General features: G+C 68.0%; 22 protein-coding genes and 2 tRNA genes. All 24 read left to right on the top strand.

Going from position 1 to position 21,859, the window contains the following annotated elements:
- The coding region (locus GXW76_RS14615; RefSeq protein ID WP_211862822.1) for an SPOR domain-containing protein at positions 1 to 360 on the top strand (360 nt) is incomplete at its 5' end.
- 30 nt (positions 361 to 390) lie between these two features.
- Complete coding sequence (locus tag GXW76_RS14610; RefSeq protein WP_211862821.1) at positions 391 to 1,593, top strand: D-alanyl-D-alanine carboxypeptidase family protein; 1,203 nt, start codon at positions 391 to 393, stop codon at positions 1,591 to 1,593.
- 48 nt (positions 1,594 to 1,641) lie between these two features.
- On the top strand, positions 1,642 to 2,268 hold the full coding sequence (gene tmk / locus GXW76_RS14605; RefSeq protein WP_211862820.1) for a dTMP kinase: 627 nt from the start codon (positions 1,642 to 1,644) through the stop codon (positions 2,266 to 2,268).
- A gap of 145 nt (positions 2,269 to 2,413) precedes the next feature.
- The gene (locus tag GXW76_RS14600) at positions 2,414 to 3,421 is read left to right on the top strand and encodes a DNA polymerase III subunit delta' (protein ID WP_211862819.1); all 1,008 of its coding nucleotides are present in this window, start codon (positions 2,414 to 2,416) and stop codon (positions 3,419 to 3,421) included.
- 29 nt (positions 3,422 to 3,450) lie between these two features.
- Complete coding sequence (gene metG / locus GXW76_RS14595) at positions 3,451 to 5,028, top strand: methionine--tRNA ligase (protein WP_211862818.1); 1,578 nt, start codon at positions 3,451 to 3,453, stop codon at positions 5,026 to 5,028.
- 5 nt (positions 5,029 to 5,033) lie between these two features.
- Positions 5,034 to 5,807, top strand: a complete 774-nt coding sequence (locus GXW76_RS14590; protein ID WP_211862817.1) for a TatD family hydrolase — start codon at positions 5,034 to 5,036, stop codon at positions 5,805 to 5,807.
- Positions 5,808 to 5,814: 7 nt separating this feature from the next.
- On the top strand, positions 5,815 to 6,606 hold the full coding sequence (locus GXW76_RS14585) for an MBL fold metallo-hydrolase (protein ID WP_211862816.1): 792 nt from the start codon (positions 5,815 to 5,817) through the stop codon (positions 6,604 to 6,606).
- Between the two features lie 111 nt (positions 6,607 to 6,717).
- The gene (gene clpP / locus GXW76_RS14580) at positions 6,718 to 7,365 is read left to right on the top strand and encodes an ATP-dependent Clp endopeptidase proteolytic subunit ClpP (protein WP_272876074.1); all 648 of its coding nucleotides are present in this window, start codon (positions 6,718 to 6,720) and stop codon (positions 7,363 to 7,365) included.
- A gap of 100 nt (positions 7,366 to 7,465) precedes the next feature.
- Positions 7,466 to 8,722: an ATP-dependent Clp protease ATP-binding subunit ClpX gene (clpX, locus tag GXW76_RS14575; RefSeq protein ID WP_211862815.1), complete on the top strand. Its 1,257-nt coding sequence runs from the start codon at positions 7,466 to 7,468 to the stop codon at positions 8,720 to 8,722.
- Between the two features lie 150 nt (positions 8,723 to 8,872).
- On the top strand, positions 8,873 to 11,278 hold the full coding sequence (gene lon / locus GXW76_RS14570; protein ID WP_211862814.1) for an endopeptidase La: 2,406 nt from the start codon (positions 8,873 to 8,875) through the stop codon (positions 11,276 to 11,278).
- A gap of 247 nt (positions 11,279 to 11,525) precedes the next feature.
- Positions 11,526 to 11,801, top strand: coding sequence for an HU family DNA-binding protein (locus tag GXW76_RS14565; protein ID WP_211862813.1), 276 nt, complete (start codon positions 11,526 to 11,528; stop codon positions 11,799 to 11,801).
- A 70-nt stretch (positions 11,802 to 11,871) separates the two neighbouring features.
- Positions 11,872 to 11,943: transfer RNA gene (locus GXW76_RS14560), tRNA-Val, on the top strand.
- 266 nt (positions 11,944 to 12,209) lie between these two features.
- Positions 12,210 to 12,286, top strand: a tRNA-Asp gene (locus GXW76_RS14555).
- Between the two features lie 206 nt (positions 12,287 to 12,492).
- A complete protein-coding gene (locus GXW76_RS14550) occupies positions 12,493 to 12,861 on the top strand; it encodes an NADH-quinone oxidoreductase subunit A (protein WP_211862812.1) in 369 nt (122 codons plus the stop codon).
- An 8-nt stretch (positions 12,862 to 12,869) separates the two neighbouring features.
- The gene (locus tag GXW76_RS14545; RefSeq protein ID WP_211862811.1) at positions 12,870 to 13,424 is read left to right on the top strand and encodes a NuoB/complex I 20 kDa subunit family protein; all 555 of its coding nucleotides are present in this window, start codon (positions 12,870 to 12,872) and stop codon (positions 13,422 to 13,424) included.
- Positions 13,417 to 14,079: an NADH-quinone oxidoreductase subunit C gene (locus GXW76_RS14540; protein ID WP_408904358.1), complete on the top strand. Its 663-nt coding sequence runs from the start codon at positions 13,417 to 13,419 to the stop codon at positions 14,077 to 14,079. The genes GXW76_RS14545 and GXW76_RS14540 overlap by 8 nt, the downstream gene beginning before the upstream one ends.
- Entirely contained in the window at positions 14,076 to 15,305 is a 1,230-nt protein-coding gene (locus GXW76_RS14535) for an NADH-quinone oxidoreductase subunit D (RefSeq protein ID WP_211862809.1), read from the top strand. The genes GXW76_RS14540 and GXW76_RS14535 overlap by 4 nt, the downstream gene beginning before the upstream one ends.
- Entirely contained in the window at positions 15,302 to 15,922 is a 621-nt protein-coding gene (locus GXW76_RS14530; protein ID WP_211862808.1) for a complex I 24 kDa subunit family protein, read from the top strand. The genes GXW76_RS14535 and GXW76_RS14530 overlap by 4 nt, the downstream gene beginning before the upstream one ends.
- Positions 15,923 to 15,924: 2 nt before the next feature.
- Positions 15,925 to 17,220, top strand: coding sequence for an NADH-quinone oxidoreductase subunit NuoF (gene nuoF, locus GXW76_RS14525; RefSeq protein WP_211862807.1), 1,296 nt, complete (start codon positions 15,925 to 15,927; stop codon positions 17,218 to 17,220).
- 5 nt (positions 17,221 to 17,225) lie between these two features.
- Positions 17,226 to 19,271, top strand: coding sequence for an NADH-quinone oxidoreductase subunit NuoG (gene nuoG, locus GXW76_RS14520; protein ID WP_211862806.1), 2,046 nt, complete (start codon positions 17,226 to 17,228; stop codon positions 19,269 to 19,271).
- 16 nt (positions 19,272 to 19,287) lie between these two features.
- Positions 19,288 to 20,298, top strand: coding sequence for an NADH-quinone oxidoreductase subunit NuoH (nuoH, locus tag GXW76_RS14515; protein WP_211862823.1), 1,011 nt, complete (start codon positions 19,288 to 19,290; stop codon positions 20,296 to 20,298).
- A gap of 13 nt (positions 20,299 to 20,311) precedes the next feature.
- Complete coding sequence (nuoI, locus tag GXW76_RS14510; protein ID WP_211862805.1) at positions 20,312 to 20,800, top strand: NADH-quinone oxidoreductase subunit NuoI; 489 nt, start codon at positions 20,312 to 20,314, stop codon at positions 20,798 to 20,800.
- 58 nt (positions 20,801 to 20,858) lie between these two features.
- Positions 20,859 to 21,545 carry an NADH-quinone oxidoreductase subunit J gene (locus GXW76_RS14505; protein ID WP_211862804.1) on the top strand — a complete coding sequence of 229 codons (687 nt, stop codon included), beginning with the start codon at positions 20,859 to 20,861 and terminating at the stop codon, positions 21,543 to 21,545.
- A 1-nt stretch (position 21,546) separates the two neighbouring features.
- A complete protein-coding gene (gene nuoK / locus GXW76_RS14500) occupies positions 21,547 to 21,855 on the top strand; it encodes an NADH-quinone oxidoreductase subunit NuoK (protein WP_211862803.1) in 309 nt (102 codons plus the stop codon).
- Positions 21,856 to 21,859 lie beyond the last annotated feature (4 nt).

Genomic DNA, 21,859 nt, shown 5'->3' with positions numbered 1-21,859 from the left:
AGCCTCGCCCCGCCGCCCGGCGCCCGCGCGGTCGAGGCGCGGGCGGCGGCCCCGGTGCGGCAGGCGGCGGCCGAAGTCGCGCCCGCTTCCCCCGCCGATGTCGCACTGCCCGAAACCGTCATCCAGGGCGCACCCGCGCCGGGGCGGCTTTTCGTCGAGGCGGGCACGCTTTCCCGGCACGATGCCGCGGGCCGGCTCGCGGCGCGTATTCCCGGCGCGCGGATCGAGGCCTTCGGCCCGCGTCGGGACCAGCAGTACCGCGTGCGGCTCGGGCCCTTCGCGGATGTCGCATCGGCCGACGCGGCGCTTGAGCGGACTCTGGCAGCGGGCGTATCCGGTGCGCGGATCCTGGTGGACTGAACTGGCTACGGATTCCGAGGAGATGCGGACATGACCGATCGCCGAACCCTGCTGGGTGGCGCCTTCGGCGCCGTCATTGCAACCCCCGCGCTGGCGCAGCGCCAGGCGCAGCCGCGCCGGCAGGCTGCCCCCCCGCGCCCGGCCGGCGCGCCGGCCGACACGCCGCTCGGGCCCGTCGATGTCGTCGCGCGACAGGCGATCGTCGTGGATTACGCCACCGGCGCGGTGCTGCTCGAGAAGAACGCCGACGAGCGGATGCCGCCCTCCTCCATGTCCAAGCTGATGACGATGTACGTCGTCTTCGAGCAGCTGAAGGCGGGCCGGCTGCAACCCGACCAGACGCTGCCGGTCAGCGAGCGGGCCTGGCGCATGGGCGGGTCCAAGATGTTCGTCGATATCGGATCCCAGATCCGCGTCGATGACCTGATCCGCGGCGTCATCGTGCAGTCGGGCAACGACGCCTGCATCGTGCTGGCCGAGGCGGTCAGCGGCAGCGAGACCCAGTTCGCCGAGCTGATGAACGAGACCGGCCGGCGCATCGGCCTGCAGAACAGCAACTTCCGCAACGCGACCGGCTGGCCGGACCCGGAACACAGGATGACGGCGCGCGACCTGTCGATCCTCGCGCGGCGGATCATCACCGATTTTCCAGACTACTACGCCTACTACAACGAGCGTTCCTTCCGCTTCAACAACATCACCCAGGAGAACCGCAACCCGTTGCTGGCGCGCGTCCCGGGGGCGGACGGCCTCAAGACCGGGCACACGGAAGAAGCGGGCTACGGCCTGACCGGCAGCGCGAAGCGCGGGGATCGCCGCGTGATCCTGGTGGTGAACGGCCTGCCTTCCATGCGCGCCCGTGCCGAGGAGAGCGAGCGGCTGATGGAATGGGCCTTCCGCGAGTTCGAGGCGGTGGTGCTCTTCCGCGCCCAAGACACGATCGAGGAAGTGCCGGTCTATCTCGGCGAGCGGTCCAAGGTGCCGATGGTGGGCGGGCGCGACCTGGTGCTGACCCTGCCGCGGCAGTGGCGGCGCAACCTGCAGGTACGCCTGCGCTACGACGCGCCATTGACCGCCCCGGTCGCACGCGGCCAGCAGATCGGCGAGATGCTGGTCGGCGGGCAGGGTGTCCCCGAACTGCGCGTGCCGCTGTTGGCGGGCGCGGATGTCGAGCGGCTCGGCATCGTCTCCCGCATTCCGGCGGTGGTCGGGCGCTGGGTGTTCGGCAGCTAGCGGCCGCGCCGTTTGACGACCGGCCTGAGCGAGGCCAAACCGCCTGCCATGACGGGACGCGGGCGGTTCATCACCCTGGAAGGCGGCGAGGGGGCGGGGAAGTCCACCCAGGCGCGGCGGCTGGCTGCGGCGCTGGCGGCTGCCGGCCTCCCCGTGCTGCGCACCCGCGAGCCGGGCGGCACACCCGGGGCGGAGCGCATCCGCGACCTGCTGCTCGGCCACGGCCCCTGGGACAGCGTGGCCGAGGCCATGCTCCACTTCGCCGCGCGCCGCGAGCATCTGGTGCGGAGCATCCGGCCTTTCCTCGAAGCGGGGGGCTGGGTGGTGTGCGACCGCTTCGCCGATTCGACGCTGGCCTACCAGGGCGCGCAGGGGCTGCCGCGGGATGTCTGGGCGAGGCTGGCCGATGTCGCGCTGGAAGGCTTCGCGCCGGATGTGACGCTGGTGCTCGACCTGCCGGTCGAGGCCGGGATGGCGCGCGCGGCCGCGCGCAGCGGGGCGGACCGCTACGAGCGCATGGGGATGGACTTCCACCTGAAGGTGCGCGCGGCCTTCCTGGCGATCGCTGAAGCCGAGCCCGGGCGCTGCGCGGTGGTGGATGCCTCGCGCGGGCCGGATGCGGTGTTCGCGGGCATGGCCGGCGTGTTGCGCGAGCGATTCGGGGTGGCGCTGTGATCTCGGCGGTTGCGCGGGGAGGGCGCTGCCCTCCCCGGACCCCACCCGCCAAAGGCCGAAAGGCCTTTGGAAACCATGGGTTCCGAGGGCCTTTCAGCCCTCGGCGGGGAGGTCCAGGAGGGGCAGAGCCCCTCCTGGAGACGCGATGACCGCACCGGAGCCCCGCGCCAATCCCGACCTCGTCGGCCACGAGGAGGCCGCGCGGACGCTCGAATCCGCCGCTCGTTCCGGCCGCCTGCACCATGCCTGGCTGCTCTGCGGCCCGCCCGGCATCGGCAAGGCGACGCTCGCCTGGCGATTCGCGCGCTGGCTGCTGGCCGGGATGCCGCAGGGGGAAGCGCCGCTCTTCGTCGATCCGGCGAGTGCCGTGTTTCGCCGCGTCGCCGCCGATACCCATGCCGACTGCTTCACGCTCGAGCCGAATACCGGCGACCGCGGGACCAAGCGCGTGCTGCGCGTGGAGGACGCCCGCGAGGCCGTGCGCTTCCTGACCCAGACCGCCGCCGAGGGCGGCTGGCGCGTCGTGGTGCTGGATGAGGCCGAGCGCGCCGATCAGGCCGCGGTGCAGAACACGCTGCTCAAGACGCTGGAGGAGCCGCCGCCGAAGACCGTGCTGCTGGTGGTCTGCTCGGCGCCGCAGCGGCTGTTGCCGACGATCCGCAGCCGCTGCCGGCGGCTCGACCTGAATCCCCTGCCGGCGGCGGAGATGGAGGCGCTGCTCGCACGTCTGCTGCCGGAGAGGGGGAAGGCGGAGCGCGCGCGGCTCGCGGCGCTGGCGGCGGGCTCGCCCGGCAGGGCGCTCGCGCTGGCCGAGGCCGGCGGGCTGGAACTCCAGGCGATGGTGGAGGCGAGCCTCGACGCGCTGGCCAGGCCCGAGCCGCCGCGGGAGCACGCGCTGGCGGACCGCCTGGCGATGGACCGCACCGGCGGGGCCTTCGGGATCTTCATGGGGCTGCTGCGCGGCGCGATCGCCGCCGCCTTGCGGGAAGCCGCGCGTGGCCGGCCCGCGCCGCCCTGGCTGGCCCGCCATCCGCTTGCCGTCTGGGCGTCGCTGTGGGATAGGCTCGGCCATCTCGCGGACGACACCGAGCGGTTGAATCTCGACCGCAAGCAGGCCGTGCTTACGGGCCTTTCCTGGCTCGCGCGACCCTGAGCGGAGCGCCGCCACGGAACCGGACACCGATGGCAAAGCCCAGCATCTACCTCACGACGCCGATCTACTACGTCAACGACAAGCCCCATATCGGGCACGCCTATACGTCCCTCGCGACCGACGTGCTCGCACGCTTCAAGCGCCTGGACGGGCACGAGGTCTTCTTCCTGACCGGCACGGACGAGCACGGCCAGAAGGTCGAGAAGGCCGCGAAGGACGCCGGCGAGGACCCGCAGGCCTTCACCGACCGCGTCAGCCAGGCCTTCCGCGACCTGACCGCGACGATGGGCTTTTCCAACGACGACTTCATCCGCACCACCGAGCCGCGCCACAAGGCGGCCTGCGTCGCGCTGTGGAAGGTGCTGGCGGAGAAGGGCGAGATCTACCTCGGCGACTACGAGGGCTGGTACGCGGTGCGCGACGAGGCCTTCTACGGCCCGGACGAACTCACCGAGCGGGACGGGGTGAAGTACGCGCCGTCCGGCGCGCCGGTGGAGTGGGTGAGGGAGCCTTCCTACTTCTTCCGCCTGTCCAGGTGGCTGCCGGAACTGCTGCGGCGCTACGACCTGCCGGAAGGCCACCCGGAGCGCATCGACATCCAGCCCGAGAGCCGGCGGAACGAGGTGCGCGCCTTCGTCCAGCAAGGTCTGAAGGATTTCGCCGACCGACCTGAGAAGCTTGATCTTTCTGTCTCCCGAACCTCCTTCACCTGGGGGGTGAAGGTGCCGGGGGACGAGAAGCACGTGATGTATGTCTGGGTCGATGCGCTGACCAACTACATCACCGCGGCGGGGTATCCGGACACCAACCACCCGCGCTGGCGATTCTGGCCGGCGGATGTGCACTTCGTCGGCAAGGACATCGTGCGGTTCCACACGATCTACTGGCCGGCGATGCTGCTCGCGGCGGGTCTGCTGCCGGCGAAGCGCGTCTTCGCCCATGGCTGGTGGACCAATGAAGGGCAGAAGATCAGCAAGTCCCTGGGGAACGTGATCGACCCGGTGACGCTGGTGGAGGAATTCGGGCTCGATCCCGTGCGGTATTTCCTGCTGCGGGAGGTGCCCTTCGGGCAGGACGGGGATTTCTCGCGCAAGTCGATGGTGAACCGCCTGAACGGGGAACTGGCGGATGCGCTGGGGAACCTGGCGAACCGGACGCTGTCCCTGATCCAGCGGAACTGCGAGGGGCGGCTGCCGGCCGATGCGGGTCGGGCGGAGGAGGATGGGGAACTCTTCGCCTCGCTCGACGTCCTGACAGAAACGGTTCGCAAGCAACTGGACCAGCAGCATTTTCACCTGGCGCTGGACACCATCTTCGCGAGCGTTCGCGACGCCAATGGCTACATCACCAAGCAGGCGCCCTGGGCGCTGAAGAAGACCGACCCGGTCCGGATGGCCGCGGTGCTGCGGCACCTGCATACGGCGCTGCGCACCTATGCGACGCTGTTGCAGCCCTTCATGCCGGAAACCATGTCGGCGCTGCTGGACCAGATCGCGGTGCCGGCCGAGGCTCGGGCCATCGCCGCGCTCGGCGCGCCCCTGGCCGAGGGCACGGTCCTGCCGCCCCCGGCGCCGTTGTTCCGCAAGATCGAGACGAAGGCCGCCTGAGACCGATGCTCGTCGATAGCCACTGCCACCTCGACTACTACGTCGAGGCTGAGATCGAGCAGGTCATCGCGCGCGCCCGGGAAGCCGGGGTCGGGCGGATGGTGACCATCGGCGTGCGCATGTCCCAGGCCGCCAAGGTGAAGGAGTTGGCGGAACGCTTCCCCGAGGTCTGGGGCACGGTCGGCATCCATCCGCACAATGCCGGGGAAGGCCCGCTGCCCACGCCGGAGGAGATCGCCGCCGAGGCCGACCATCCGCGCATCATCGGGATCGGCGAGAGCGGGCTCGACTATTTCTACGACAAGGCGCCGCGCGACGCGCAGGTGGAAAATTTCCGCCGGCACATCCGCGCCGCCCGGCTGGCCGGGTTGCCGCTCGCGATCCATGCGCGGCAGGCGGATGACGATATCCTTGCCATTCTGCGCGAGGAGCGGGAGCAGGGCGGCTGGTTCGACTTCCTTCTGCATTGCTTCAGCAGCGGGCGGGAACTTGCTGAAAAATCGGTAGAAATGGGCGGGTACGTCTCCTTCTCGGGCATCCTGACCTTTCCCAAGAGCCAGGACATCCGCGACGTCGCCCGCGACCTGCCGGCCGACCGGCTGCTGGTGGAGACGGATGCGCCCTACCTCGCGCCCGTGCCGTTCCGCGGCAAGCGCTGCGAACCGGGCATGGTGCCGCACACCGCGAAGGTGCTGGCCGAGGTGCGGGGGATGGAGATGGCCGCGCTCGAGGACCTGACCACCGCCAATTTCCTGCGACTTTTCAAGAAAGCCGCGTAAGACTTTGTTGCAGGTCACTATTCTTGGTTGTGGCGGTTCAGGCGGCGTCCCGCAGATCGGTGGCGAGGACGGGCGCGGCTGGTGGGGTGCCTGCGACCCGGAGAACCCGCTGAACCACCGCACCCGATCCTCCATCCTCATCGAGGGAAACGGGGGCGGGCGACTGCTGGTGGATACCGGCCCGGACCTGCGGACGCAGTTGCTGGCCTGCGGCGTGCCGGGGGTGGATGCCATCGTCTACACCCACGACCACGCCGACCACATCATGGGGATGGACGAGGTCCGGCTGCTGAACCGGATCGCCGGCCGGCCGCTCGAGGCCTTCGGGATGGAGCGCACGCTCGCCATCCTGAGGCAGCGCTTCGACTACGCCTTCCTGCCCTCGACCGGGCCGATCTTCTTCCGCCCGGCGGTCGATCCGGTCCGGCTCCAGGCCGGGGATGCGGCCCTGATGGCCGGGCACGAGGTGCAGACCTTCCGCCAGGACCATGCGGTGATGGACACGCTCGGCCTGCGGATCGGCAACTTCGCCTATTCCACCGACCTGGTGCACCTGCCGGAGGAGAGCCTCGCGCGCCTTCACGGCCTGGATACCTGGGTGGTGGGATGCTTCCAGCGCCGGCCGCACAAGGTCCACGCCAACCTGGACCAGGTGCTGGACTGGGTGGCGCGGCTGCGGCCCCGGCGGACGGTGCTGACGCATATGAGCCCGGACCTCGACCATGGCTGGCTCAGGGGCAACCTGCCGCCGGGGGTGGAACCGGGCCATGACGGGATGCGGATCGAGGTCCATTGCTGAGGCAGGGACGGAAGCATCGCGGGCGGGTCTTTCCCGTGGGCGGGGGATGCCCCACATTCGCCATGAACGCGGCGGCCGTGATTCGGGGCCGCCGGCACGAAAGGATGCACCATGATTCGGGATCGTGACCCGGTCGAAGTCTACAACAACACCCTGGTGCCGATGGTCGTCGAGCAGACGGCGCGGGGCGAGCGGGCTTTCGATATCTATTCGCGCCTGTTGAAGGAGCGGATCATCTTCCTCACCGGGCCGGTCTTCGACCAGGTGTCTTCGCTGATCTGCGCCCAGTTCCTGTTCCTCGAAAGCGAGAACCCGACCAAGGACATCGCCTTCTACATCAATTCTCCGGGCGGCGTGGTTTCGGCCGGCCTCGCGATGTACGATACCATGCAGTACATCCGGTCCCCGGTCTCCACGGTCTGCATCGGGCAGGCGGCCTCGATGGGCTCGCTGCTGCTCTGCGCCGGGGCCAAGGCGAAGCGCTACGCCCTGCCGAACAGCCGCATCATGGTGCACCAGCCCTCCGGCGGCGCCCAGGGCCAGGCGACGGACATCGAGATCCAGGCGCGCGAGATCCTCAAGCTGCGCCAGCGGCTGAACGAGATCTACGTGAAGCATACCGGCCAGCCGATCGAGGCCATCGAGCGCAAGCTCGACCGCGACAGCTACATGTCCGCCGAGGAGGCCCGGGACTTCGGCCTGGTGGATCATGTGGTCGAGGAACGCCCCGTCCCTGCCTCCGAGGCCGCCAGGACGTGACGGCGGGCCCGGCCGCGGGCGGCTTTCACTTTTCCCCGGGGCTCCCCGGGGCTACATTCTTGTTGCAGTTTCCCGCACTTCCGGGGAACACGGAGACCGCATGAGCAAGTCCGGCGATTCCAAGAACACCCTGTACTGTTCGTTCTGCGGCAAGTCGCAGCACGAGGTACGGAAGCTCATTGCCGGGCCGACGGTGTTCATCTGCGACGAATGCGTCGAGCTCTGCATGGACATCATCCGCGAGGAGCACAAGACGCACCTCGTGAAGTCGCGCGACGGCGTCCCGACGCCTAAGGAGATCTGCAAGGTCCTGGACGACTACGTGATCGGGCAGGACCACGCGAAGAAGGTGCTCTCCGTCGCGGTCCACAATCACTACAAGCGGCTCGCGCACGGGGGGAAGAACCCCGACATCGAGATTGCGAAGTCCAACATCCTGCTGGTGGGGCCGACGGGCTCGGGCAAGACGCTGCTGGCGCAGACGCTGGCCCGCATCCTCGACGTGCCCTTCACCATGGCGGATGCGACCACGCTGACCGAGGCGGGCTATGTCGGGGAGGATGTCGAGAACATCATCCTCAAGCTGCTCCAGGCCGCGGACTACAACGTGGAGCGGGCGCAGCGCGGCATCGTCTACATCGACGAGGTCGACAAGATCAGCCGCAAGTCGGACAACCCCTCCATCACGCGCGACGTGAGCGGGGAGGGCGTCCAGCAGGCGCTGCTCAAGATCATGGAGGGCACGGTCGCCTCCGTGCCGCCGCAGGGCGGGCGGAAGCATCCGCAGCAGGAATTCCTCCAGGTCGATACCTCGAACATCCTGTTCATCTGCGGCGGGGCGTTCGCCGGGCTGGAGAAGATCATCGGGGCGCGCGGCAAGGGCTCGGGCATCGGCTACGGCGCCGAGGTGCGCGACCCGGATGAGCGCCGCACCGGCCAGATCCTGCGCGAGGTCGAGCCCGAGGACCTGCTGAAGTTCGGCCTGATCCCGGAATTCATCGGCCGCCTTCCGGTCGTCGCGACGCTCGACGACCTCGACGAGAAGGCGCTGATCGAGATCCTGACTAGGCCGAAGAACGCCCTCGTGAAGCAGTATGCGCGCCTCTTCGAGATGGAGGGGGCGAAGCTCACCTTCACCGAGGACGCGCTGAAGGCGGTCGCCACCCGCGCCATCCATCGCAAGACCGGCGCGCGCGGCCTGCGCTCCATCATGGAGGCGATCCTGCTGACTACCATGTTCGACCTGCCCGGGCTCGAGGCGGTCGAGGAGGTGGTGGTCAACCGCGAGGTTGCCGAAGGCCGCGCCCAGCCGCTCTTCATCTACGGCGAGCGGCCGGCGGAGCAGACCTCGGCATGAATCCGGCATGAATTGTGCCGGGCGTCCCACGGCGCCCTGTCAAGATCTTGAGCGGGCGCCCCCCGGGCCCAACATCCCGGATATGCCGTGGCGCCCCGCCCGAGCCGCTCCCTGGGCGGGCCGGGCGCCGACTGTCCCTTGTGAGGTCACATGACGGATACCATCCGCGGCGAACTCCTCCCGGTGCTCCCCCTGAGGGACATCGTGGTGTTCCCGCATATGATCGTCCCCCTGTTCGTCGGACGCGAGAAATCGGTCCGCGCGCTCGAGGCGGTGATGAAGGACGACAAGCAGATCCTGCTCGTCGCGCAGAAGAACGCTGCCCAGGACGATCCGGGTGCCGATGACCTCTACCAGGTCGGCACCGTCTCCACGGTGCTGCAACTGCTGAAGCTGCCGGACGGCACGGTGAAGGTGCTGGTCGAAGGCGGCCGCCGCGCGAAGATCACGGCCTTCAAGGAGACCGCGAACTACTTCGAGGCCTACGCCGAGCCAGTCGAGGAAACCACCGCCGAGCCGCGCGAGGCCGAGGCGCTGGCGCGCACCGTGGTCTCCCAGTTCGAGCAGTACATCAAGCTCAACAAGAAGATCGCGCCGGAGGTGCTGGTCTCGATCAACCAGATCGAGGAACCGGCGAAGCTCGCGGATACGGTCGCGTCGCATCTCGGCCTCAAGATCCCCGAGAAGCAGGAGCTGCTGGAGACGCCGTCCGTGACGGCGCGGCTGGAGCGCGTCTTCGCCCACATGGAGGGCGAGATCGGCGTGCTGCAGGTGGAAAAGCGCATCCGGAACCGCGTGAAGCGGCAGATGGAGAAGACGCAGCGCGAGTACTACCTGAACGAGCAGCTCAAGGCGATCCAGAAGGAGCTGGGCGAGGGCGAGGACGGCAAGGACGAGACCGCCGAGCTCGAGGCCAAGATCAAGGCCACCAAGCTGTCGAAGGAAGCGCGCGAGAAGGCCATGCAGGAGCTGAAGAAGCTCCGCACCATGAGCCCGATGAGCGCCGAGGCGACGGTGGTGCGCAACTACCTCGACTGGATGCTCTCCATCCCCTGGAAGAAGCGCAGCAAGGTCCGCAACGACATCGTCGAGGCGGAGAAGGTGCTCGACGCCGACCACTTCGGCCTGGAGAAGGTCAAGGAGCGGATCATCGAGTACCTGGCGGTGCAGTCGCGCTCGCCGAAGATCAAGGGGCCGATTCTCTGCCTCGTCGGCCCGCCCGGCGTCGGCAAGACGTCGCTCGGCAAGTCCATTGCCAGGGCGACGGGGCGCAACTTCGTGCGCATGTCGCTCGGCGGCGTGCGGGACGAGGCCGAGGTGCGCGGCCACCGCCGGACCTATATCGGTTCCATGCCCGGCAAGGTGGTCCAGGGCATGAAGAAGGCGAAGACGTCGAACCCGCTCTTCCTGCTCGATGAGATCGACAAGCTCGGCGCCGACTGGCGCGGGGACCCGTCCTCGGCGCTGCTTGAGGTGCTGGACCCCGAGCAGAACAGCACGTTCAACGACCACTACCTCGAAGTCGACTACGACCTGAGCGACGTGATGTTCGTGACCACGGCGAACAGCCTGCGCATGCCGCAGCCGCTGCTCGACCGCATGGAGATCATCCGCATCCCCGGCTACACCGAGGACGAGAAGGTCGAGATCGCCAAGCGCCACCTGATGAAGAAGGTGTCCGAGGCGAACGGGCTGAAGGATGGCGAGTGGGCTGTCTCCGACAGCGCGATCCGTGACCTGATCCGCTACTACACGCGCGAGGCCGGCGTCCGGAACCTCGAGCGCGAGATCGCGGGCCTGGCGCGCAAGGCTGTGAAGGAGATCGTCTCCAAGCAGTCGAAGAAGGTCGCGATCACGCACAAGAACCTCGAGAAGTTCGCCGGCGTGCGGAAGTTCCGCTACGGCGAGGCCGAGGCCGAGGACATGGTGGGCGTCGTCACCGGCCTCGCCTGGACCGAGGTGGGCGGCGAGATCCTGACCATCGAGTCGGTCATGCTGCCCGGCAAGGGCAACGTGAAGACCACGGGCAAGCTCGGCGACGTGATGCAGGAGAGCGTCTCGGCGGCGATGTCCTACGTGCGCAGCCGCGCGACGAACTTCGGCGTGAAGCCGACCATGTTCGAGAAGCGCGACATCCACGTGCACGTGCCCGAGGGCGCGACGCCGAAGGACGGGCCTTCCGCGGGCATCGCGATGGCGACCTCGATCGTCTCGGTGCTCACGGGCATTCCCGTGCGGCGCGACATCGCCATGACGGGCGAGATCACGCTGCGCGGCCGCGTGCTGCCGATCGGCGGGTTGAAGGAGAAACTGCTGGCCGCGCTGCGCGCGGGCATCAAGACGGTCTTCATCCCCAAGGACAACGAGAAGGACCTGGCCGAGATCCCGGACAACGTGAAGAAGGGGCTCGAACTCGTGCCCGTCTCGCACGTCGACGAGGTGATCAACCGGGCGCTCGCGAAGAAGCCCGAGCCGATCACCTGGGAGGAACCGGAGGAGACCCCGGCCCCCCGTGGCGGCGAGCAGGGAGCGGTGGGTTCGGTCCTGCCGCACTGACGAGTCGCGCCCGGCGCGATCAGGCAGGAAACCCCGGCGGAGCAGCGCTTCGCCGGGGTTTTCTGTGGAAAACCCAGGGAAGCGTTGCATCCCTGCCGCATCAGGCGCCGGAAATGGCGGTTTTCCGCCGCGAATCGGATGGTCTGTCGTTGACGCTGGGAAAACCGCGCTTCTACTCTCCGCCCCGACCCGGCCGGCCCGACTCGCCGGCCTGTCATCCGCGCACCAACGGAGGGGGATAACCCAGGTGAACAAGCAGGATCTGATCGCCGCCGTCGCCGAAGCCACTGATCTGCCCAAGGCGAAGTCGGGCGATGTGGTGGACGCGGTCTTCGCCGCGATCGAGAAGGCGCTCTCCAAGAAGGGCGGCGAGGTCCGCCTCGTCGGCTTCGGGACCTTCTCGACTTCCAAGCGCAAGGCCGGCAAGGGCCGCAACCCGCGCACGGGCGAGGAGATCAAGATCCCCGCCAGCACGACGGTGCGGTTCAAGGCCGGCAAGGGCCTCAAGGACGCCGTGAACTGAGCCTGTCCGCAAGGACGAATCGGAGGGCCGGTCCGCAAGGGCCGGCCCTTCGTGTTATAGGGCCCGGCACGGGCACTTAGCTCAGCGGTAGAGCGCCTGTCTTACACACAGGATGTCGGCGGTTCGAACCCGTCAGTGCCCATTCTTCCCGGCCCACGGGGCCGGGGAAGAATTCGCCGGAGAGAGAGATAGAGGCGCGATTCGCGTCGCGGCGCGGCCCACCACCCGCGAGCCCTTCGGCGCGCTACGACCACCCGCGGCGCCCGAGCTTCCCGACGCACAGCCGGCAGCAGCGACACGACTTCCACACGCCACGGGAAGAAACTCCATCGCACATGCGGAATCACCGCAAGCCCCCGCTTGACTAACCCCACGCCGGGCCGTATCCCCCGGCTCCTGTCGCGGTGAGCGGGTGTAGCTCAGTTGGTTAGAGCGCCGGCCTGTCACGCCGGAGGTCGCGGGTTCGAGCCCCGTCACTCGCGCCACGCGACGGAAACGAGGAAAAGCGGCGCTCCGGGCCATCCGGGGCGCCGCTTTCGTTTGCGCCCGTTCCAGGTTGAAATTGTCCCTTCGCGGCCTATGGCGAAGCGCAGCAAGCGGGGCTAATGTCCGGCCGCGCTGCGCTGCGGCATGAGGCCCCGCGCGGCTACTGTCATGCCCGCAAGCGGGCAGGGGAGAACCGAGGCCCGTCATGACCCAGCCCTTGCTGGCAGAATATTTCCCGATCCTCGTCTTCCTCGGCATCGCCGCCGGCATCGCGATCGCCATGGTGGGCGGCGCCTTCCTGGCTGCGCGCCAGAAGCCGTACGCCGAGAAGCTGTCCGCCTATGAGTGCGGCTTCGCGCCCTTCGAGGACACGCGCCATCGCTTCGACGTGCGCTTCTACCTGGTCGCCATCCTCTTCATCATCTTCGACCTCGAGGTGGCATTCCTGTTCCCCTGGGCGGTCGCGCTCAGGGATATCGGCTGGCTCGGCTTCGGCTCGATGATGGGCTTCCTCTTCGTGCTGACCGTCGGCTTCGTCTACGAGTGGCGCAAAGGCGCCCTGGACTGGGAGTGACGCTGCACATGAGCGGCACCGGCGAGATCGCCTGGAACAAGGACGCATTGCCCCCCGGCCCCGCGCAGGACGCGGTGGTGAGGGCGGTGACGGACGAGATGACGGACAAGGGTTTCGTCGTCGCCAACATCGACAAGGTGGTGAACTGGGCGCGCACCGGCTCGCTCTGGCCGATGACCTTCGGCCTGGCCTGCTGCGCGGTGCCGATGATCCACGCCTACATGGCGCGCTACGACCTCGACCGGTTCGGCGTCATCCCGCGCGGGTCGCCGCGCCAGTCGGACGTGATGATCGTGGCCGGCACGCTGACCAACAAGATGGCCCCCGCCCTGCGCAAGGTCTACGATCAGATGTCGGAGCCGCGCTGGGTCATCTCGATGGGGTCCTGCGCGAACGGCGGCGGCTACTACCACTACTCCTACAGCGTGGTGCGCGGCTGCGACCGCGTGGTGCCGGTGGATGTCTACGTGCCGGGCTGCCCGCCGACGGCGGAAGCGCTCGTGTACGGCATCCTCCAGCTGCAGAAGAAGATCCGGCGGACGGGGACCATCCTTCGTGGCTGAGAACGAGACGGCGGCCGTGCAGGCCGCGCCCGAGAACCCGCTGCGTGTGCTGGGAACGGCGATCGCGGCCGCTGCCGGCGGCGCGGTGACCGATGTGGAACTCGCCCGAGGCGGCAAGGAGCTGGTGCTGCGCGCGCGCCGCGACTCGCTGCTGGGGCTGATGACCCTGCTGCGCGACGACCCGCGATTCGGCTTCGAGCAGTGCGTCGACATCTGCGGCGTGGACTGGCCCGAGAAGGCCGAGCGGTTCGAGGTGGTCTACAACCTCCTCAGCCTCGCCCATAACCAGCGCGTGCGCGTGATCGTCACGACGGACGGCAACGCCACCGTGCCGTCGGTCGCCGGCATCTGGGCATGCGCGACCTGGTACGAGCGCGAGACCTGGGACATGTACGGCGTCGTCTTCGCCGGGCAGACCGACCTGCGCCGCCTGCTGACGGACTACGGCTTCGAGGGCCATCCGCTGCGCAAGGACTTCCCGCTGACCGGCTTCGTCGAGGTCCGCTACGACGAGGAGCTGAAGCGCGTCGCCTACGGTCCCGTGCAGCTCACGCAGGAATTCCGCAACTTCGACTACCTCAGCCCGTGGGAGGGGATGAGCACCCTGCCGGGCGACGAGAAGGTCCACCTGAACCGCCTGGAGGGCCCGGCATGAGCTCCCAGCCCCTGGCCGCCATCGGCGAGGCGCCCGCCGAGACGGTGAAGCGCCAGATCGAGGTCGAAAGCCACACCATCAACTTCGGCCCGCAGCACCCTGCCGCGCACGGCGTGCTGCGCCTCATCCTCGAGATGAAGGGCGAGGTGGTGGAGCGCGCCGACCCGCATATCGGCCTGCTGCATCGCGGCACCGAGAAGCTGATCGAGTACAAGACCTACATCCAGGCGCTGCCGTATTTCGACCGCCTGGACTACGTCAGCCCCATGTCCATGGAGCATTCCTTCGCGCTGGCGACGGAACGGCTGCTGGGCATCGAGGCGCCGGAGCGCGCGCAGTATATCCGCGTGCTCTTCGGCGAGTTGACGCGCATCCTGAACCACCTGCTGAACGTGACGACCTTCGCGATCGACTGCGGCGCCATCACGCCGGCGCTGTGGGGCTTCGAGCAGCGCGAGACGCTGCTGGAATTCTACGAGACGGTGTCGGGCAGCCACTACCACGCGAACTACTTCCGTCCGGGCGGCGTGGCGAAGGACCTGCCGCAGGGGCTCGAGGAGAGGATCGCGGGCTGGGCGAAGCAGTTCCCGGCCTTCCTGAAGGACCTCGAGGGGCTGCTGACGGAGAACCGCATCTTCAAGCAGCGCACCGTCGATATCGGCGTCATGACGGCCGAGCAGGCGATGGATTGGGGCTTCACCGGGCCCTGCCTGCGCGCGTCCGGCTGCTCCTGGGACCTGCGCAAGAGCCAGCCCTACGACGTCTACGACCGGATGGAATTCGACATCCCGACCGGCACGCGCGGCGACTGCTACGACCGCTACCTGATTCGCATCATGGAGATGCGCGAGAGCCTGCGCATCGTCGACCAGTGCCTGAAGCAGATGAAGCCTGGCCCGGTGAAGGTGCTCGACAACAAGATCGTGCCGCCGCAGCGGGGTGAGATGAAGCGCTCGATGGAAGCGCTGATCCATCACTTCAAGCTCTACACCGAAGGGTATCACGTGCCGGAAGGCGCGACCTACACGGTGACGGAAGCGCCGAAGGGCGAGTTCGGCGTCTACCTGGTCGCCGATGGCACGAACAAGCCGTACCGCTGCAAGATCCGCTCGCCCTCCTATGCGCTGCTCCAGGCGACGGAGGTGCTTTCCAAGGGCCATATGCTCGCCGACGCGGTGGCGATCATCGGCTCTCTCGACATTGTCTTCGGGGAGATCGACCGGTGAGCGCCCCCGCGCATGAAGAACCCGCCTCCTTCGCCTTCGATGCGGAGAGCGAGGCGAAGATCGCGACCATCATCAGGCGGTACCCGGAGGGCAAGCAGGCCTCCGCGGTGATCCCGCTGCTCTATGTCGCGCAGAAGCAGATGGGCCGGCTCACGGGCAGCGCCTGGGTGCCGCGCGTCGCGATGGACGTGATCGCGGAGCGGCTGTCGATGCCGCCGATCCGCGTCTATGAGGTCGCGACCTTCTACTTCATGTTCAACATGAAGCCGATCGGGCGCTTCCACCTGCAGGTCTGCGGCACGACGCCCTGCATGCTGCGCGGATCCGACGAGGTGATGCGCGCCTGCAAGGATGCGGGCGGCGTCGCGGGCCCCGGCGAGACCAGCGAGGACGGGCTGTTCACCATGACTGAGGTCGAGTGCCTCGGCGCCTGCGTGAACGCGCCGATCCTGCAGGTCGATGACGACTACTACGAGGACCTGGACTACGAGAGCACCGTGAAGCTGATCGAGGCGCTGAAGCGCGGCGAGCGTCCGGCGCCGGGCAGCGCCATCGGGCGCAGGTCGAGCGAGGCCGCGGGCGGCGCCACGGCGCTCAAGGGTGCGGAGCAGGACTGACCATGGCGCTTTCCGACAAGGACCGCATCTTCCAGAACCTCTACGGGTTCCAGCCGTGGAACCTGTCTGCGGCGCGCAAGCGCGGCTGCTGGGATGGCACGGGCGCGATCCTCGCCAAGGGTCGCGACGCGATCATCGAGGAAATGAAGAATTCCGGCCTGCGCGGCCGCGGCGGCGCGGGCTTCCCGACCGGCATGAAGTGGTCCTTCATGCCGAAGCAGTCGGATGGCCGCCCGTCCTACCTGGTGGTGAACGCGGACGAATCCGAGCCCGGCACCTGCAAGGACCGCGACATCATCCGCCACGATCCGCAGACGCTGATCGAAGGCTGCCTGATCGCCGGCTTCGCCATGGGCGCGATCGCCGGCTACATCTACATCCGCGGCGAGTACTACAACGAGAGCGTGGTGCTCGAGGCCGCGATCCAGGAAGCCTATGACGCGGGGCTGCTGGGGAAGAACGCCTGCGGGTCGGGCTATGACTTCGACCTGTACGTGCATCGCGGGGCAGGGGCGTACATCTGCGGCGAAGAGACGGCGCTGATCGAGAGCCTCGAAGGCAAGAAGGGCATGCCGCGGCTGAAGCCGCCGTTCCCGGCCGCCGTCGGCCTCTATGGCTGCCCGACCACGGTGAACAACGTCGAGACCATCGCCGTCGTGCCGGAGATCATGCGGCGCGGGGCGGAGTGGTTCTCCTCCTTCGGGCGGCCGAAGAATTCCGGGACGAAGATCTTCTGCATCCAGGGGCACGTGAACAACCCGTGCAACGTGGAAGCGGAGATGAGCATCCCGATGCGGGAACTCATCGAACGCTATGCGGGCGGTGTGCGCGGCGGGTGGGACAACCTGCTCTGCGTCATCCCGGGCGGATCCTCCACGCCGCTGCTGCCGAAGCACATCTGCGACGACGTGCTGATGGACTTCGACGCGCTGCGCGAGCACCGCTCGGGCCTCGGCACCGCGGGCGTGATCGTGATGGACAAGTCCACCGACGTCATCAAGGCGATCGCGCGGTTGTCCGCCTTCTACAAGCATGAGAGCTGCGGCCAGTGCACGCCCTGCCGCGAAGGCATGGGCTGGGTGAAGCGCATGATGGACCGCATGGTGACCGGCAATGCGGAGATCGAGGAGATCGACGTCCTCGAGAACGTCACGCGCCGCATCGAGGGCCACACCATCTGCGCGCTCGCCGATGGCGGCGTCTGGCCGGTGCAGGGGTTGATCCGGCACTACCGGCCGCTGATGGAAGAACGCATCCAGGCCTACAAGGCGCGTCACCAGCGCCTGGCGGCGGAGTAATCGCCATGGCGAAGGTCACGGTCGACGGCATCGAAGTGGAAGTGCCGAACGGCGCTTCCGTGCTGCAGGCCTGCGAGGCCGCGGGCAAGGAAGTGCCGCGCTTCTGCTACCACGAGCGGCTGAGCGTCGCCGGCAATTGCCGCATGTGCCTCGTGGAGGTCGAGAAGGCGCCGAAGCCGGTCGCCTCCTGCGCCTACCCGGTCGCGGAAGGCATGAAGGTGTTCACCGACACGCCGGTGGTGCGCAATGCGCGCCGCGGCGTGATGGAATTCCTGCTGATCAACCACCCGCTCGACTGCCCGATCTGCGACCAGGGCGGCGAGTGCGACCTGCAGGACCAGGCCTACGCCTACGGCAGCGACATGTCCCGCTTCCTCGAGGCGAAGCGCGCCGTGAAGGACAAGGACATCGGGCCGCTCATCAAGACGGTGATGACGCGCTGCATCCAGTGCACACGCTGCGTCCGCTTCGCGGCCGAGGTCGCGGGCACGCCGGAACTCGGCGGCACGAATCGCGGCGAGAACATGGAGATCGGCACCTACGTCGAGAAGGCGCTGACCTCCGAGCTCAGCGGCAACCTGATCGACATCTGCCCGGTCGGCGCGCTGACCAGCCGGCCCTATGCGTATGTGTCGCGCCCCTGGGAACTGAAGAAGACCGACAGCATCGACGTGCTGGACGCGGTCGGCGCGAACATCCGCGTCGATGCGCGCGGGCCGGAGGTGCTGCGCATCATCCCGCGCATCAACGAGGCGGTGAACGAGGAGTGGATGGCCGATCGTGGCCGCTTCTCCTTCGACGGGCTGAAGCGTCGTCGCCTGGATCGCCCCTGGGTGCGCAAGGACGGCAAGCTGCACGCGGCGACCTGGCCGGAAGCCTTCGCGGCGATCGCCACGAAGCTGTCCTCGCTGCCGGGTGATCGCATCGGCGCCGTCGCCGGCGCGCTCGCGGATGCCGAAAGCACGCTGGCGCTGAAGGACCTGATGGCGGCTTACGGCTCCGCCAACCTCGACTGCTGCGATGATTTCGCGGCGATCGATACGAGTCGGCCGGATTTCTACCGCTTCAACACGACCATCGCCGGCATCGAGGAAGCGGACGCGCTGCTCATCGTCGGCTGCGACCCGCGCAAGGAAGCGCCGGTGCTGAACGCCCGCATCCGCAAGCGCTGGACCGCCGGCAAGTTCCCGGTCGGCTTCGTCGGGCCGCGCGGGGTGGACCTGACCTATCCGGTGCAGCACCTGGGCGACAGCCCGGCGGCGCTGGCGGGTTCGGCCTTCCTCGAGACGCTGAAGGCGGCGCAGAAGCCGATGCTGATCCTCGGCCGCGGCGCGCTGCAGCGGCCGGACGGCGCGGCGGTGCTGGCGGCGGCGTGGAAGATCGCCGCCGAGACCGGGATGCTGAAGCCGGACTGGCACGGCTTCAACCTGCTGCATCACTTCGGGGGTCAGGTCGGTGCGCTGGAACTGGGCTTCGTGCCCGGCACCAACGGCAAGGGCCTGAACGCGATGCTCACGGGCGGCGTGGACGCGCTGTGGCTGCTGAACGCGGACGGGTTCGACCCGGCGCGCATCCCGGCGGGGACCTTCGTCGTCTACCAGGGACACCACGGCGACGAGATGGCGGCGCGTGCCGATGTCATCCTGCCGGGCGCGGCCTATACCGAGAAGGACGCCACCTGGGTGAATACGGAAGGGCGCGCGCAGCGTGGGCGCCTCGCCATCTTCCCGCCCGGCGAGGCGAGGGAGGATTGGCGGATCATCCGCGCCTACAGCGAGGGCGTCGGCAAGGCGCTGCCCTATGACGACGCGAACGCGATCCGCGCGCGGCTGGCGCAGGCGAGCCCGGTCTTCGCGCGGGTGGGGGAGGTGGCCCGCGGCGGTTGCGCGAACCCGACCGGCCCGGCCGGCGACGCCGCCGCGTTGAACAACGTGCCCTTCGCGCTGCCGATCGCGGTCTACCACCAGGCGGATGTGATCAGCCGCGCCTCCGAGGTGATGGCGCAATGCGCCGCGATCTACGGGCCTCAGCAGGCCCTGGCGGCGGAGTGACGTCATGGATGCCCTGATGGACTTCCTCTTCAATACCTCGCTCGGGATCCTGATCCTGACCGTGGTGAAGGCGCTGGCGCTGCTGGTGCCACTGCTGATCGGCGTCGCCTACCTGACCTATGCGGAACGCAAGGTGATGGCGGCGATGCAGCTCCGCAAAGGGCCGAACGTGGTCGGGCCGCTCGGCCTGTTCCAGCCCTTCGCCGACGCGATCAAGATGCTGATGAAGGAGACGATCGTGCCCACGGGCGCGAATCGTGCCCTGTTCCTGTTCGCCCCGATGCTGACCTTCATGCTGGCGATGCTGGCCTGGGCGGTCATCCCGGTGAACGACGGGTGGGCGATCGCCGACATCAATGTCGGGATCCTGTACCTGTTCGCGATCTCGTCGCTCGGCGTCTATGGCGTCATCATCGCGGGCTGGGCGTCGAACTCGAAATACGCCTTCCTCGGTGCGATGCGCTCGGCGGCGCAGATGGTCTCCTATGAAGTCTCGATGGGCTTCGTGATCGTGACCGTGCTGCTCTGCGTCGGCTCCCTGAACCTGACGGAAATCGTGCGGGCGCAGCAGACGGTGTGGTTCGCCATCCCGCTGTTTCCGATGTTCGTCATCTTCTTCATCTCGACGCTGGCGGAAACCAACCGCGCGCCGTTCGACCTGCCGGAAGGCGAGTCCGAGCTCGTTGCCGGCTTCTTCGTCGAATACAGCTCGATGTCCTTCGCGCTGTTCTTCCTCGGCGAATACGCGAACATGATCCTGATGTCGTCGCTGACGACGATCCTGTTCCTGGGGGGCTGGCTGCCGCCGTTCGATATCGCGCCCTTCAACTGGGTGCCGGGGCCGATCTGGTTCGTGCTGAAGATCTGCCTTCTGCTGTTCACGTTCATCTGGGTCCGCGCGACCTTCCCGCGCTACCGCTACGACCAGCTCATGCGCCTCGGCTGGAAGGTGTTCCTGCCTTTCTCCCTGCTTTGGCTGGTGCTGACTGCGGCGGTGCTGAAGCTGACCGGCTGGCTGCCGGCTTGATGGGGCTCTGAGAATGACAACCCTCGATCGCGCCGCACGCAGCCTGCTGCTCTCCGAGCTCGTCTCGGGGATGGCGCTGACGCTCAAGTACTTCTTCAAGAAGAAGGTGACGCTGAACTACCCGTATGAGCGCGGCCCCCTGGGCCCGCGCTTCAAGGGGGAGCACGCGCTGCGCCGCTACCCCAACGGGGAGGAGCGCTGCATCGCCTGCAAGCTGTGCGAGGCTGTCTGCCCCGCCCAGGCCATCACCATCGAGGCCGAGCCGCGCGAGGACGGGTCCCGCCGGACCACGCGCTACGACATCGACATGACGAAGTGCATCTACTGCGGCCTGTGCGAGGAAGCCTGCCCGGTCGATGCCATCGTCGAAGGCCCGAACATGGAATTCGCCGCCGAGACGCGCGAGGAGCTGATCTACACCAAGGAGAAGCTGCTCGATAACGGCGACCGCTGGGAGCCGATGCTCGCCGAGCGGCTCCGCCTCGACGCCCCGTATCGCTGACCACCGCGGCCCAGCAGGACCCGACCATGACCCGACTGCCCCAGGGAGGAGAGACGCCATGATCGCCGCTCTCGCCTTCTACGTCTTCGCCGCCATCCTGATCGCATCCGCCGTCATGGTGGTGACAGCGCGCAACCCGGTGCACAGCGTGCTGTTCCTGATCCTGGCCTTCTTCAACGCCGCGGCGCTGTTCCTGATCGCGGGGGCCGAGTTCCTGGCGATGATCCTGATCATCGTCTACGTGGGCGCGGTCGCTGTGCTGTTCCTCTTCGTCGTGATGATGCTGGACATCGACTTCGCGCAGCTGCGCGAGGGCTTCCAGCGCTACGCGCCGATCGGGGCTATCGTCGGCGGCATCCTGTTCCTCGAGATCGTGATGGTGGTCGGCGCCTGGCGCTTCGCGCCGGATGCCGCCGCGCTGCGGGTCAACCCGAACCCGGCGGGCGTCACCAATTCCGAGGCGATCGGGCGGATCCTCTATACGGACTACATCTTCCTCTTCCAGGGCTGCGGCCTGATCCTGCTGGTGGCGATGATCGGCGCGATCGTGCTGACGCTGCGCGAGCGGCCGGGCACGCGCCGGCAGAACATCGCCGAGCAGGTGGCGCGCACGGGCAGCGTGACCGTCCGCTCGGTGCCGACCGGCGCCGGGTTGAAGGAACTCGGCATCCTGCGCCCGCCCTCGCCCGAGGAAGCGAAGCCGAAGGAAGTGGAGCACCACCAAGGCCACGGGGGGCACCACTGACATGGCGATCTCTCTCGCGCATTTCCTGACCGTCTCGGCGATCCTGCTGGTGCTGGGCGTGTTCGGCATCTTCCTCAACCGGAAGAACGTGATCGTCATCCTGATGTCGGTCGAGTTGATCCTGCTCGCCGTGAACGTGAACCTGGTGGCGTTCTCCTCGGCCCTCGGCGACCTGACGGGCCAGGTCTTCACCATGTTCATCCTGACCGTGGCGGCCGCCGAGGCAGCGATCGGGCTTGCCATCGTGGTCATCTACTTCCGCAACCGCGGAACGATCGAGGTCGAGGATATCTCGACCCTGAAGGGCTGAAGCG

This window comes from Neoroseomonas soli, from assembly GCF_018129065.1.
GTDB classification, from domain to species: domain Bacteria; phylum Pseudomonadota; class Alphaproteobacteria; order Acetobacterales; family Acetobacteraceae; genus Neoroseomonas; species Neoroseomonas soli.
Note: the sequence above shows the minus strand (reverse complement) of the source record. Positions and strands in the feature narration are given on the sequence as shown.

What these genes read in the sequence shown, in the direction of transcription:
- GXW76_RS14600 (WP_211862819.1), top strand. Translation starts at nt 2,414, where the DNA reads ATGACCGCACCGGAGCCCCGCGCCAATCCCGACCTCGTCGGCCACGAG.
- nuoG (WP_211862806.1), top strand. Translation starts at nt 17,226, where the DNA reads ATGGCGAAGGTCACGGTCGACGGCATCGAAGTGGAAGTGCCGAACGGC.
- GXW76_RS14550 (WP_211862812.1), top strand. Translation starts at nt 12,493, where the DNA reads ATGACCCAGCCCTTGCTGGCAGAATATTTCCCGATCCTCGTCTTCCTC.
- GXW76_RS14535 (WP_211862809.1), top strand. Translation starts at nt 14,076, where the DNA reads ATGAGCTCCCAGCCCCTGGCCGCCATCGGCGAGGCGCCCGCCGAGACG.
- GXW76_RS14610 (WP_211862821.1), top strand. Translation starts at nt 391, where the DNA reads ATGACCGATCGCCGAACCCTGCTGGGTGGCGCCTTCGGCGCCGTCATT.
- metG (WP_211862818.1), top strand. Translation starts at nt 3,451, where the DNA reads ATGGCAAAGCCCAGCATCTACCTCACGACGCCGATCTACTACGTCAAC.
- tmk (WP_211862820.1), top strand. Translation starts at nt 1,642, where the DNA reads ATGACGGGACGCGGGCGGTTCATCACCCTGGAAGGCGGCGAGGGGGCG.
- GXW76_RS14505 (WP_211862804.1), top strand. Translation starts at nt 20,859, where the DNA reads ATGATCGCCGCTCTCGCCTTCTACGTCTTCGCCGCCATCCTGATCGCA.
- GXW76_RS14590 (WP_211862817.1), top strand. Translation starts at nt 5,034, where the DNA reads ATGCTCGTCGATAGCCACTGCCACCTCGACTACTACGTCGAGGCTGAG.
- nuoK (WP_211862803.1), top strand. Translation starts at nt 21,547, where the DNA reads ATGGCGATCTCTCTCGCGCATTTCCTGACCGTCTCGGCGATCCTGCTG.
- GXW76_RS14545 (WP_211862811.1), top strand. Translation starts at nt 12,870, where the DNA reads ATGAGCGGCACCGGCGAGATCGCCTGGAACAAGGACGCATTGCCCCCC.
- nuoH (WP_211862823.1), top strand. Translation starts at nt 19,288, where the DNA reads ATGGACTTCCTCTTCAATACCTCGCTCGGGATCCTGATCCTGACCGTG.
- clpP (WP_272876074.1), top strand. Translation starts at nt 6,718, where the DNA reads ATGATTCGGGATCGTGACCCGGTCGAAGTCTACAACAACACCCTGGTG.
- nuoI (WP_211862805.1), top strand. Translation starts at nt 20,312, where the DNA reads ATGACAACCCTCGATCGCGCCGCACGCAGCCTGCTGCTCTCCGAGCTC.
- nuoF (WP_211862807.1), top strand. Translation starts at nt 15,925, where the DNA reads ATGGCGCTTTCCGACAAGGACCGCATCTTCCAGAACCTCTACGGGTTC.
- lon (WP_211862814.1), top strand. Translation starts at nt 8,873, where the DNA reads ATGACGGATACCATCCGCGGCGAACTCCTCCCGGTGCTCCCCCTGAGG.
- clpX (WP_211862815.1), top strand. Translation starts at nt 7,466, where the DNA reads ATGAGCAAGTCCGGCGATTCCAAGAACACCCTGTACTGTTCGTTCTGC.